General features: G+C 61.4%; 10 protein-coding genes and 1 pseudogene. 4 read left to right on the top strand and 7 right to left on the bottom strand.

Annotation, left to right across the window (positions count from 1 at the left end; genetic code table 11):
- Nucleotides 1-11 precede the first annotated feature (11 nt).
- From B3I26_RS05865 to ppnN, 5 genes are all read right to left on the bottom strand, one after another.
- Nucleotides 12-458: a CBS domain-containing protein gene (locus B3I26_RS05865; RefSeq protein ID WP_296256061.1), complete on the bottom strand. Its 447-nt coding sequence runs from the start codon at nucleotides 456-458 to the stop codon at nucleotides 12-14.
- A gap of 166 nt (nucleotides 459-624) precedes the next feature.
- Nucleotides 625-1,065, bottom strand: coding sequence for a type III secretion system chaperone (locus B3I26_RS05860; RefSeq protein ID WP_296256059.1), 441 nt, complete (start codon nucleotides 1,063-1,065; stop codon nucleotides 625-627).
- Between the two features lie 51 nt (nucleotides 1,066-1,116).
- Nucleotides 1,117-5,844 carry an AvrE-family type 3 secretion system effector gene (locus tag B3I26_RS05855; RefSeq protein ID WP_296256058.1) on the bottom strand — a complete coding sequence of 1,576 codons (4,728 nt, stop codon included), beginning with the start codon at nucleotides 5,842-5,844 and terminating at the stop codon, nucleotides 1,117-1,119.
- A gap of 80 nt (nucleotides 5,845-5,924) precedes the next feature.
- A complete protein-coding gene (locus B3I26_RS05850) occupies nucleotides 5,925-6,509 on the bottom strand; it encodes a GNAT family N-acetyltransferase (protein WP_296256056.1) in 585 nt (194 codons plus the stop codon).
- Between the two features lie 162 nt (nucleotides 6,510-6,671).
- Nucleotides 6,672-8,045 carry a nucleotide 5'-monophosphate nucleosidase PpnN gene (gene ppnN, locus B3I26_RS05845; RefSeq protein WP_296256054.1) on the bottom strand — a complete coding sequence of 458 codons (1,374 nt, stop codon included), beginning with the start codon at nucleotides 8,043-8,045 and terminating at the stop codon, nucleotides 6,672-6,674.
- Between the two features lie 290 nt (nucleotides 8,046-8,335).
- On the opposite strand from ppnN, the gene B3I26_RS05840 reads away from it, so the two are divergent.
- The 3 genes from B3I26_RS05840 (at nucleotide 8,336) to B3I26_RS05830 (ending at nucleotide 10,128) form a co-directional block, all read left to right on the top strand.
- On the top strand, nucleotides 8,336-8,875 hold the full coding sequence (locus B3I26_RS05840) for a sterol desaturase family protein (RefSeq protein ID WP_296256461.1): 540 nt from the start codon (nucleotides 8,336-8,338) through the stop codon (nucleotides 8,873-8,875).
- Between the two features lie 151 nt (nucleotides 8,876-9,026).
- A complete protein-coding gene (locus B3I26_RS05835; RefSeq protein WP_296256053.1) occupies nucleotides 9,027-9,749 on the top strand; it encodes a dienelactone hydrolase family protein in 723 nt (240 codons plus the stop codon).
- A 211-nt stretch (nucleotides 9,750-9,960) separates the two neighbouring features.
- Nucleotides 9,961-10,128, top strand: coding sequence for a sigma factor (locus tag B3I26_RS05830; RefSeq protein WP_349681485.1), 168 nt, complete (start codon nucleotides 9,961-9,963; stop codon nucleotides 10,126-10,128).
- Between the two features lie 256 nt (nucleotides 10,129-10,384).
- On the opposite strand, the gene sodC is transcribed toward B3I26_RS05830, so the two are convergent.
- Both sodC and B3I26_RS05820 read right to left on the bottom strand, forming a co-directional pair.
- A complete protein-coding gene (gene sodC / locus B3I26_RS05825) occupies nucleotides 10,385-10,918 on the bottom strand; it encodes a superoxide dismutase [Cu-Zn] SodC (protein WP_296256050.1) in 534 nt (177 codons plus the stop codon).
- 130 nt (nucleotides 10,919-11,048) lie between these two features.
- A complete protein-coding gene (locus tag B3I26_RS05820; protein WP_296256048.1) occupies nucleotides 11,049-11,462 on the bottom strand; it encodes a PaaI family thioesterase in 414 nt (137 codons plus the stop codon).
- Between the two features lie 196 nt (nucleotides 11,463-11,658).
- On the opposite strand from B3I26_RS05820, the pseudogene B3I26_RS05815 reads away from it, so the two are divergent.
- Nucleotides 11,659-12,625, top strand: a pseudogene (locus B3I26_RS05815) (XdhC family protein).
- Nucleotides 12,626-12,648: the final 23 nt, after the last annotated feature.

The following is a 12,648-nucleotide window of genomic DNA, read 5'->3' as shown; positions in this document are numbered from 1 at the left end:
CGGCCTTGAGCCTAATAACTCTCGCCGCGAATGTATTTTTCCATCTGTGCGATCAGCCGCGCCTGTTCGGCAATCGCTTCCTTGACCAGATCGCCGATCGACAGCAATCCCACCAACTGGCCGTCGTCCACTACCGGTAAATGGCGCAGGCGGCGATCGGTCATGATGTTCATGCATTGATCCACAGTGTGGTTGGAATCGACGGTCCTGACCTCGTGGGTCATGATCTCGCTGACCGGCGTGCCTACCGACGCTCGTCCTTTGAGTTCCATTTTGCGCACATAGTCCCGCTCGCTGACGATGCCGACCACCTTGCCATCCTGTACGACCGGCACGGCACCGATGTTCTTCTCTGCCATCAGGGTGATCGCTTCGATGACCATCTGCTGCGGCCCGATGGTGTGCGGCGTACGATGTTGCTCGTCTTTCAACTTCAACAGTTCGGCTACTGTAGTCATATTGGCCTCTGCGGCGCGTACTTATCAGCCCGGCCTTGTCAATCGGGCCGTCCATACAGAATCGTAGAGAGTTGGCATTCCGGCAAGCCCTGAAAGCGCCGCGTTCAGGGCGAAAAACGTCATGGGCTGGACGGCGCCTGATCGGCACCGTCGAAGCCATTCCAGGCTAGAGGCTACGGCTTAAGGCGCCCAGGCTCGGTCGTGGCGCCGTGGGTTTGGGCATACCTGCGTGGCCCGTGCGCAGCAGGCCTGGCATCTCGCGGGTTTGCCGCACGAACCCCTGAACCCAGTGCACGAATTGCGTTTGGCCCATCTGCTGCAGCGACGTTTCGGCGCATAGCCGCACCTCGGAACGTTCGTCCAGTGCCAACCAGCAGCCGTGCATGACGCCGGTATCGAAGTTCAGGCGCAGCAGGCGCTCATACATGCCGGGGTCCGGGCGCACAAGCAGCTTGCAGTGCACGACGGCGACATCGCCCGCAGGCGATACTTCGATAATGGCGACTTCGCGGTCCTGGTCGAAGAGGGCACAGACGCCATTTTCCAGGGTCAGCGGGGTGTTCAGTTGCGTGCCCAACGCGGCGATCAATGTGTCAGCGTTCGTCATGAGCCTGTCCTTTGAATGAATGATCCGAATGAGTTGAATGCCGAGTACGGCCTAGCGCGTGCGGAATACCCCGCTCTCGTCGCTGCCCAGATCCCTGGCCGCCTGCCGCGCTGCCTGTTGTCCTGTCTCATCGGCCAGGTCGCCGTCGAGGGTGAATTTCTTCGGCGTGATTTGGTCCAGCCCATAGTCGAAGGTCACCTCACCGCGCAGCCGCTCGATGCTCAGGCTGCTGCCACTTTTGAAACTGACGTAGGGCAACGGCACTCCCAGCGAGTCTTCCTTGGCTGCGGTGCGAAACACGGCGATAGCTTTGATCCGCAGGTTAGTGCCTTTGGAAAGCTGGGCTTTCAACCCGGCGTCGGTCAGGGTGCCGTCGAGCGCACCGTCTTCGATGTCTTTCTTGACCTTGTCATTGACCTCCAGTCTGATTTCCGCGCGGGTGGTGCCCTTGGAGCTTTTCAGCTCGTCGAGCAGTGCCTTGAGCTGCGGATCCTCACTCATCAGTTTGTGGATGCGTTCGGCATTGCCCGGATGAACGTCCTTGCCGAGCATTTCCTTGACCACATCGATGCCCCGTTTGGTGGCGGCGGCCTGATCAATGCGGTTGACGTTGTTGTGCTTGACCGTCATGTCCATGAGTGTCATCAGACTCGAGCCCTGTGCAGCCGCCCGCTGCTGGCGCTGTGTTTGCCAGAGGGAGGTCAATGCCGCGTGCTGGGCGTCGTTTTCAGGAGGCTTGCTGGCGTAGCGGGCATTCAACGCGGTAAGGCGCTCGCTGATGGTCTTGTCGTCGACAGGGTCCTGTTCAAGTTCGGGAAAAGCCGATTTGAGGCTGCTCTCCAGACTTTTCATGTCGCTTGCCTGGACCGGCAGGGCGTCCTTGAAGCGCACGTCGTAGCTTTTGCCGGTCTTGCTGTCGAACGCCAGGCTGGCCATGACGCCGATTGGCGCACCGCCGGCCAGGAACAGATGCTGCGGACGCGAGGTAAAGATCGTGCTGAACATCCGCGCGAAGCTGCCCACCGAACCTTTCTCCAGAAAGCGTGGGCGGTTGTGGCTGTAGATGTCGGTCTTCAGGCCGTCGTTACCGTGGCCCTGCGTGCGTTCGCGCTCGGCGTTGAGCAACGCGAGGTTGGCCAGCAGGCCGACCCCGAAACGCATGAACCCGGCCACCGGTTCAGCGTCGGTTTGCCCGTCGTTGACCCGCGCCTCGATGTTGGCGTTGAACTCCAGATCGAAGTTGTGCTTGCCGCTGGTGCGCACTTCCTGCTCGACCCCGCGGTTCATAAGGTCCATGGGTTTGAGGTGATTTTGATCGGGGCTTTTGCTGCGGTTGAGCGGGGTCAGGAGCAGATTCTCCATGAAGCCTTCCAACTCGTCATCGCGCACGAAAAAGCTTAACGCCGTGTTGTCACTGTATTTGTGTTTGGCATCCAGGCTGCCGCCGAACCAGGCGCCGTTGGTCTGATGATTCTGGTGGCTGTCGCCTGGCGTGGTTTTGGTATCGCTCAAGCCGCCACCAAAGCCCAGGCTTGCGGTGCTGCTGACGGTGCCCTCGCGGTTGATCGACACTTTCAGGCCCCGATCGAAACGGGTGAAGCTCATGCCATAAGTACGATCGGGGTCGATCGCCCCGCGAAAACCCAGAAACGTATCGCCCACGGGGCCGGTGATCCCGCCTGTGATGCCGCCGCCATAGTTGCGATTGATCTTCAGGCTCTCCCGCGGTTCGAGGTCGCGCAGGGCTTTGGTCAGGTTCTGCTTGAGCTCCGTATCGTTGGTGGACCTCAGGCTCTCCAGCGCGTTGCGCTTGAGCGGATGGTTCTCCTTGCGCACATATTTGAGCAGGCTCTTGAGGCCGTCATAGCTGGCCTCCAGCGCCGCGTAGCTGCGAAAGCCTGCGTCGGTGTAGCGTTTGATCGGGTCCTGCGCATAGCCCTCGTTGTGCAACTGCGCCAGGTTGGCAGCCAGCGGAGTGAGCTGATCGCGCGAGCGGTTGGTATCGGCCATTAACGTATCGAGCTGCGCGCTGAGCTGTTTCATTACGTGGGCACTGGCGGCCAATCGCGCGCTCAGCAGCGATTGGGTGTCGCCGCGTTTGCGCGAATCGTCCAGCGCCGTCAGAGGGTTTCGGTGGGCGAGGGTGAAGCCGGCATCCTGGAGCGACTTGATCATCGCCCCCAAGGGAGCATCGTCCCTGGCGCCGGTGTTTCTCAGCACTTGCGCCACCTCTGCCAGCAGGTCGGTTTTGGGCGGCTTGCCGGGTTTATAGGCCAGGTTGACCTGGCCATTCTTGAGTAATGCGCCCTGACTTTCCGCCAGCTCGCGCAGGGTCCTTTGCATGTCAGCGGCAACGGTTTGATGAAACCACTGGAACAAGTCGGTCAGCTCGTTGACGTCCGCGCCTGGCCGTTGTTTCAGTGCCTGCAGGCGGGTTTCCATGGCCGCCGGAATCGCGGCTGGCCGTTCGGCCGCATCGTCACTCAAGCGTTGCAGCGTCTGCACTTCCTGGCGGTAGACCGGTTTGAGCCCCTCCCGACCTTGCCAGGCATGTTGCACGCTGTCTGCCGGAACCTTAAATGCCCCTGTGGACGCCAGGTGCGAGGTGACATAGTTCTGGGTCAGTGAATTCGGCGCGTAATTCTTGACCCTGGCGGTTTCCACGTTATTGCGTCCAAACACGTTGAAACTGGTTTTGATATTGCCGCGGCGGGTAAAGCCGGGCTCACCGTTGGCGAGGTCCTGGAAGTGTTGGTGCGGCACTGTGGCAGGCGCGGCGGCGGTCGGTGTCGCGGTTGCCCAGTTGCCGTCGTTGTCGCGGACGAAGTCCTGATCGAGACGGGCGTCTGCATCATCGGCGGTTGCAGCGGCAATGGACGCCTTAAGCACCAGACGTCCCTGATTGTCGGTGTGCAGACCGGTGGCGGTGGCCCCGTCCGGCAGGTCCGCAGTCTGCCATTGCCGGCGAATGGACGCGCTCTTGGGGTCGGCGTCGGCGCCTTGCATCTGATGAAGAACGCCATTCTTCAGGGCGAACCAGGACTTGCCGTGGCTGGCGATGCCAGTGATGTCGCCATCACCGGGAAGCGCCGGCAGTTTTGCCCGCTCACCGAATTGATCGTGCAGGCGCAACTCACCGCCGCTGAGGGTCATGTAGCGTTGGTCGTTCTGCACCGCGACGTTGTCCACGCTCAGGTGTTCGGCGCCGCGCAGGATCGTGCCCTTGGCTTCGGTGCCACGACCCGGAAGTGCGAGGTCAACGCCTTTGCCCAGGTCGTGAGCAGTCGCTTGTGGAGCGACTTTCAGTTGCTTGAGCTTGCCGTCCTTGTCGATCAGATATGCAAAGCCGTCCCGGGCGGCGATCAGCGCCTTGATCTCCTTTTCACTGGATTTCTTCCACTCGCCGGTGCGCGGGTCCTGGGTCAGCACGTCATCGCCATGCCGTGCGATTCGCCCGCGCGGCAACTGGATTTGCTGGTCGTCGTCGGGCATCAAGGGAGGCAGGCCTTTTTGCCGGTCGAGCACCAACGCCTGGCTTAAGTTCCAGCCCGGTTTGAAACGGTTGTGTTCTGTGTCCCAGGTCGCGCTGTGTTCATTGCCGTGCTTGTCCTTGACCTTTGCGGACAAGCGGTCGGCGTTGTCGGTGAACAAGTTGTCATAGGTATGTGGGCCCAGTGCGGTCTTGAGGACGTCCGAGGTAAGCGCCGTCCCCAGCCTCAGCGGATCGAGGGTGTAAGGACCGTCGCCTTCGGACAGGTCGGCAAACTGTTCCTCCGACAGGTCGATTTCATGCAGTTTGCCTGCTGCGGTTGTCATCAGCAGCCGGTCGTTGTTGAGCGTGATTGAAACGGGCTTGTCGGGGCTATCGACGTTCAACAGCCCATTTTCTCCCTGCAACCGGTGAAGGCCGTGATACCCCAGCCCCGGATGGTTGGGCGTTTCAGGGCGTTCCAGATAGAGCGCCTTGTCCTCGCCCTCGGTCAATGCCACCAGGCTGTCGTTGGAAATCGCTAACGACTGCACTTTGTGTCTGATAGGCAATGGCGTGTCCGGTTCGCTCAGGGCCCGGACCTTGCCCTCAGTGTCGATGGCATACAAATCGCCACCCAGATTGTGCAGGCTCTTGAGGTCACCGGTGAAGGCGTGGGGCGACCACCGATCACCGTCAAAGGCATACAGTTTTTTCTCATGGAGACGAAACGCGTTGCCGTCCCGGTTCTTGTGTACGTCCGTGAGCTGCGTGCGTAATGCATCGTCAGGCGGTGAGAGGTCCAGGTCGGCGCGGTTTTCGGTGCTTTTGAAAACAGACACTGCAAGGTCACTGGCGTGGGCATGCACCTTGCGCTCTTGTGAATCACGCAGCAGAAAGCCTTCACTGTCCGGGCGCGGTTTGAGCGGGAGGTCCTGATAGCGTGTCCCGCCTGCGTTCAGCACCGATTCCAGCAATTTTTCGGTTTGGGACAATTGGCGGGCATCATCGCCCAGGGCGACCTTGCCGTTTGACACGCGCATCGACAGAGCATGGGCTGCAGCGAGTGGACGCAAGGGAATGTCCGGCGGCTCAGGTCGCTCCCTGCGTAAAGCCCGCGGGGTGAGGGCGGTCTTTACTTGCCGGGCGAGCATGCTCACTTTGCCCATGCCGAAGCGCTGGGTGGACTCGGAGGCTGGCGCGGTTCGGCGCAATATCCCTCGACGTTGTGCCGGGCCGTCGGTCGCAGCCGTATCGGGCGCAGTGACGTGCGTGGTGCGGGCGGAGGAGTGGCTGCGAATCTGATCCACGGTAAATCGTCCATGCAGGGATGTGCTCCCTGAGTGGCATCAACGGCCCGGGTGGTTCCCTTGTCGCAACGCTGGCGCGGTCAGTCCGGACGAGGACGACGGGGCCGGGAGATGACCGACTCGATGTTCTTGCGGCCAATCAGCAAAGGGCTACTGGCTTTGCGCGAGGCGGGCATGTCGGCAAGCCATTTGTACATCACCAGGCAATCGACCAGGCCGTGACGAGCGTGGCGGTAGGCCCGTGGCAGACGGCCGACGGTTTCAAAGCCCAGCTTGTTCCACAGCGCCACGGCGACTTCATTGGTCGACACCACGGAGTTGAACTGCATCGCCGAAAACCCGCTGGTTACTGCCAGTTGCTGGGAGTGCTCGCACATCATCCGCGCGACCCCGCGACCCCTGGCCTGGGGGGTGACCATGTAGCCGCAGTTGCTGACATGGCTGCCGGGGCCTGCGGCGTTGGCTTTGAGGTAGTAACTGCCGAGCAGCATGCCGTCTTCTTCGGCGATCAGGGTGTGCAGCGGGTATTCCAGCCACAGGTGCAGGGCTTGCTCGTAGCTCAGGCCGGGATCGAACGCGTAGGTTTCCTGCGCCTGGATCACGGCCTGGAAGGTGGGCCAGAAACCTTCGAAGTCGTCGGTGGTCATGGGGCGTATGTGAATCATCGGAGGTTCCGGGGGGGCGTCGGTAGTCAATAGTACAGGCGGGGTCATGTCTGGACACGTAGTCGGTACCAGCCGGACGTGCCGGTTGTGTCCTTGCAGTCGCTGCAGACGAAAAAGCGTTCTGCTGCAGCGACTCCGTGCGCCGGAAGGTCCGTTGGCAGGTCAGGCAACCACCCGATAACACGGCACGTAGGCCGCGCCACCGGGCAATTTCATCCGGTGCTGCTCGACGAAGGCCTGCAGCAGGCGGTCCAGCGGCTTCATCACTTCGGCGTCGCCATGAATCTGGTACGGGCCGTGCTCTTCGATCAGGCGGATGCCCTTGTCCTTGACGTTGCCGGCGACGATGCCGGAGAACGCGCGGCGCAGGTTCGCGGCCAGTTCGTGAGGCGGCAGGTCACGGCGCAGTTGCAGGCTGGCCATGTTGGCGTGGGTCGGGTCGAACGGACGCTGGAAGCTTTCTTCGATCTTCAGCAGCCAGTTGAAGTGGAAGGCATCAGCGCGTTCACGGCGGAACTGGCGTACGCCGGCCAGGCCTTCGGTCATCTGACGCGCCACTTCAGCCGGGTCGTCAATGATGATCGTGTAGTGCTTGTGCGCTTCTTCGCCCAGGGTTGCGCTGACGAAGGCGTGCAGTTGCTCAAGATACGGCGCGGTGCTCTTCGGACCGGTCAGGATGACCGGGAACGGCAGGCCCTGGTTGTCCGGGTGCATCAAAATACCCAGCAGGTACAGGAACTCCTCGGCCGTGCCGGCGCCACCCGGAAAAATGATAATGCCGTGGCCGACACGGACGAAGGCTTCGAGACGCTTCTCGATGTCCGGCAGGATCACCAACTCGTTGACGATCGGGTTCGGCGCTTCGGCGGCAATGATGCCAGGCTCGGTCAGGCCCAGGTAACGCCCGCCCGTGATGCGCTGCTTGGCATGGGCGATGGTGGCGCCTTTCATCGGACCCTTCATGACACCGGGGCCGCAGCCGGTGCAGATGTCCAGCTTGCGCAGGCCCAGTTCGTGGCCGACTTTCTTGGTGTACTTGTATTCTTCGGTGTTGATCGAATGGCCACCCCAGCACACCACCATCTTCGGTTCTACGCCGGGGCGCAGGGTGCGGGCGTTGCGCAGCAGGTGGAAGACGTAGTCGGTGATGCCTTGGGACGAACTGAGATCGATGCGCTGGCTGTCCAGTTCGCTTTCGGTGTAGACGATGTCGCGCAGGGCGCTGAACAGCATTTCACGGGTGCTGGCAATCATTTCGCCGTCGACGAACGCATCGGCCGGGGCGTTCAGCAGCTCCAGGCGTACACCGCGGTCTTGTTGGTGAATGCGCACTTCGAAGTCCTGATAGGCCTCGAGAATGGTCTTAGCATTGTCGACGTGGGCGCCGGTGTTGAGGATGGCCAGGGCGCACTGGCGAAACAGGGTGTAAATACTGCCCGAGCCTGCGGCACTGAGCTGTTGGACTTCACGTTGCGAGAGCGTCTCCAGGCTACCTTTTGGACTGACCGAAGCGTTGATTACATGTCTTGGAGCCATTCTGGATTCCTTGAAAGCGATGCCGGGCAGACCGTGTCGATGGTCGGCATCAGTACAGTGAACGATGGAGTTGTTCACCCATGGCGGCCATTTTTTACATCGGTCGGTCAGGAAAGCAAACGTTGTGAGTGAAATCTTTGGGCGGCTGTCACTTCAAAGACACCGCGGCCGGCAAGTCCTGCTGTTACGCAGACACGCTGGACCAGTGGCTTTTGGATTTTCTGCTGCGTCCCGGTATGCTGCGTTCGATACCCGACGCCCGCGCCCTTTGGACACGATGTTTTCGACGCCTGATTTACAACTTCGCGATTTTCCTTTGCACCTTGATCGCCATGGAGGGTGTGGGTTTTCTTGCACACAAGTACGTCATGCACGGTTGGGGCTGGTGCCTGCATCGCTCCCATCACCAGGAGCACCTCGGCGCCTTTGAAACCAACGACATCTACCTGTTGGTGCTGGGCCTGGTCGCGGTCGGCCTGATCGTCCTGGGCAACAACGGCCACGATCCGCTGCAGTGGGTCGGCGCCGGTGTCGCGGCGTTCAGCCTGATCTACGTTCTGGTTCATGACGGAATCGTCCACCGCCACTGGCCTGTCAGCCCCACGCCACGCCATCCCTATCTGCGACGCCTTCACCAGGCTCACCTGATGCACCACGCCATCAAGGGCCGACACCACAGCGTGTCGTTTGGCTTCCTGTACGCGCCGCCAGTGTCAACCCTGCACAGACAACTGCGCGAGATGGGCGAAGCCGAGCACTGCGCCAAATGGGAGGCTTCTCGCAGCGATCCTTGCGCTACGTCGGTCAATTTAGAGTTGCAAGACGGCTGAACCGGCCTTGCGCTGTGCCGCGCTTGCCGAACGCTGATGGATATTGGCTCTTTTCAGCACCGTCCAAGTGTCGTAGAACAGTCAGTCCAGACTGGATCTGCACCGCGCAGGCCAGCACGAAACGCATTCTTCAATTGCTTGGGAGACCGACATGACGCAATCGAAATCACATCCTGCCGCAGGCCAGACCATCACTTACAATCGTCCGGACGGCAAGCAGGTCAGCGGGTACCTGGCCAGCCCGGCGAACGCAGAAGGCGCGCCGGGGATCGTGGTCATCCAGGAATGGTGGGGCCTTAACGATCAGATTCGCGGCGTGGCGGACCGGCTGGCCGCAGCGGGCTATCTGGCGCTGGTGCCTGACCTGTATCGCGGCGAGATGACGGTCGAGGAAGAAGAGGCCCATCACCTGATGGACAAGCTCGACTTCGCCGACGCTGCCACGCAGGACATTCGCGGTGCCGTTCAGTACCTCAAGGGGCGCACGCAACGTGTTGGCGTCACGGGCTTCTGCATGGGCGGAGCGCTGACGCTGCTGGCGCTGAACTTCATCCCGGAATTGTCGGCAGGGGTGGTGTTCTACGGCATGCCACCGCTGGAATACCTGGACCCCAAGGCCATCAAGGTGCCGGTTCAGGCGCACTGGGGCACCCAGGATGAGTTCTTCCCGATCGACAACGTCGACAAGCTAGAAGAAAAACTCAGCGAAGGCGGGGTGGACATCGAGTTCCACCGCTATCTGGCGCACCACGCGTTCACCAACGAGACCGCAGTCGGTTACGGGCGCATCGCTGGCACGCAGTACGACCCGGTCTGGGCGCAACTAGCGTGGGACCGCACTTTGACGTTCTTCGGCCGCACGCTGTGGGGTTGATGATGCGGTAGCCGGCCTGACTGGCTTGGCGTGCAGACCCCCGTCGTTTTACGCCGAATGCACCGGGCAAGAATGCCAAGGTGATAAACGCCTTGGCACGGTACATTGCCCAATGCGTCCGATTGAGAAATATTGCGACTCATTATCATTTGACCATGCCTTCACCATGCCTTCCTGCAATGCTTCTTCTCGGTCTTAAGAAGGCCTCGCCGTGCTCTATGGTGCTCATCACGGCTGGTTGGTGAACTGGCTGCACGGCCGCCTGGGTTGTTCCCATCAAGCGGCGGATCTTGCCCGGGACACCTTCATGCGGGTGTTACTGGCGGATCGAAGGCGCCGATGGCCAGTGAGTTGCTCGAATCGCGGCATTTTCTGGTGACCATTGCCAAGCGCGTGATGGTCGATGGTTTTCGTCGAGGGTCGGTAGAAGACGCATATCTGCAGGTGCTGGCCGAACAGCCCGCAGGCTGCGCGGTTTCACCCCAGCAGCGGCGGTTACATCTATTGCGAATCACACGACAAGGACGACCACCGCGTGGAGACCAACCAGCCGATGAACCTGGCGTTTAGCGGTGCGCATAAAAAACCGGTGATACCCACAAAGGCATCACCGCTCAGGCGTCGAGCAGCGCCGTTCAGATTACGCCGCACGCCACGCGATCGCCGCCACCGCCCAAGGGCATCGGCATGTCGGCGTAGTTATCGCCGCCTGCGTGAATCATCAGCGCGTGGCCTTTGATTCGGGAAATCTCCTTCAGGCGCGGGGCTAGCACGGGGTAGCTGGCCTCGCCATTTTCGGTCACGTAGATCGCCGGCAGATCGCCCAGGTGGCCGTCGGCGTAGGGGCCCAGGTGCCTGCCGGTCCTGTCTGGGTCGAAGTGTCCACCCGCAGCCAGCGCCGCGCCTTTGTTGCCGTCCTTGGTGCCAGCGTCGCAGCTACCGTTCTCGTGCACGTGGAAGCCATGCACGCCAGCGGGCAGCGAGGTGAGTTTAGGGGTGAAAAGCAGTCCGTAAGCGGTTTCACTGAGAGTGATCTGGCCAATGGGCTGCGGCTCGCCCTCGGCGCTGACCAGGTTGATCGGGACCTCAAGCGAGGCGGCCTGCACGGTTGCCCAGACAGCATCAAGGGAGAGCGTGCCGAGAAGGCCGAGCAAAAGATAAGGTTTCATGAGCGTTCCATCGAAGTGGTGGGGAGCGAGGTTCAGGGTAGATGAACGCCACGCGCCTTCCGGGGATCTGTGCGGATTGGAGTGTTACAGCATATTTAAGTTAGGAGCGCCTCGTCCGACGTGGCCCTGCTCAACGCAAATGCTGCGGCGCAATGGCGTAAGTCCCGACCACATGGGCCACTGCGTCGGGCAGGCCCTCGGAGTAAAGCGACACCTCGCCAATGGCAAGGGTCTTGCCGACTTTCATCAACTGACACTCGGCGATGATCCGCCGTCCGGCTTCGGGTTTGCGCAGGAAGTTGATGGTCAGGCTGGTGGTGACCGTCAGCGGCACGATACCGATGACGCCCAGTACTGCGACGTACAACGCCACATCGGCCACGGCCATCAGCGTCGGTCCCGACACCGTGCCGCCGGGGCGCAAGTCCGAGTGATCGACCACTTGTGAAAGGGTCGCCCGCTGATCGCCGACCTGCTCGACCACGATCCGGGTTTGCGGAAATTCCTGGGCGATAAACGCCGCGATCTCTTCTTTGCTCGCCATCGTGTGCTCTGCCAGTTGCGATGGGGCAAGACTTGATGAGCCGTCGACGCTTGTCAACGAACTATCATGCTAATGGGCGACGTCAGGCGTATCTGCCAGCGACATCCACCCACCGCTCGCGACAGCGCCGCGTTATCCGCTGGCACCGTTTTTGCCTTTCCATGTAGAAGGCACTTCATGAAAGGAGTGAAACGTCTTGCAGCCGCTCGATCTTCAAGTGATTCAACTGGCTATCGCCTGGCATGCCGTGGGCCTGCCGGTCTGGCTATGCACCGTCATCGCCAGTTTTGGCTCATCGCCGTGCCCGCCTGGAGCGCTACTGGTCGCCAGAGGCGACGGTGCTAGCTGCGGGTCGCTGTCCGGCGGCTGCATCGAAGACGATTTTCTCCAGCGGGTCGTGGCGGGAGGCTTCGCCGAGCCCAATGCCTTGGTGCGCTACGGCGATGGCAGTGACGCGCCGCAAGTGCGCCTGCCCTGTGGCGCAGCGCTGGAGGTGTTGGTCGAGCGCCTTCCAGCCGATGCCCGCACCCTTGAGCACCTGGGTCGGTTGGAGTCGGCGCTGCTGGGCCGAGAGCGGCTGGTGCGCCAGTGGCAATTGCCGTTCGCCCATCCGCAACTGCTCGACGATACCCGGGACGGGCCTCGGGTCGAGCGCTGTGGCGAGCGTTTGCGGGTGCGCTTCGGCGCGGCGCAGCGCTTGATCATCGCCGGAGTTTCCAGCGTGGCGCTGTTCTGCGCGCAGTTCGCGGTGGCGCTGGATTTCGAGGTGATCATCTGAGCCACGGGAAGAGTTTCCGCCGGCTGCGCAATTGGGCAATGTGCGCCTGGAGCCGATCCTGCCGGCGCGTTTCATCGCCGAAGGCGGCTGTCATTCCGGCACCGCGGTCGTGGCGCTGACCCATGACCCTCGTCTGGACGACCTGACCATGATGGAAGCGGTACGCAGCCAGGCTTTTTACATCGGGGTGATGGGCTCGCGGAAAACCAGCGAAAAACGCACGGAACGGTTGCAGCGCATTGCCGGCATGGACACCGCGACCCTCGCACCAATTCATACACCCATCGGCCTGGCACTGGGCAGCAAGACACCTGCGGAGATTGCACTGGCGGCGCTGGCCGATATTGTGCGCGTGAGGAACGGGGTTGAACGCCGGAGCGTTTGAAGCGACGGTCTTGCTGTTTGCGT

Origin of the sequence: Pseudomonas sp. UBA5706, assembly GCF_002419965.1 — a bacterium.
In the GTDB taxonomy this organism is placed as follows: domain Bacteria; phylum Pseudomonadota; class Gammaproteobacteria; order Pseudomonadales; family Pseudomonadaceae; genus Aquipseudomonas.
The sequence above is the reverse complement of the archived record's forward strand: the minus strand, read 5'-3'. Positions and strand labels throughout refer to the sequence as shown.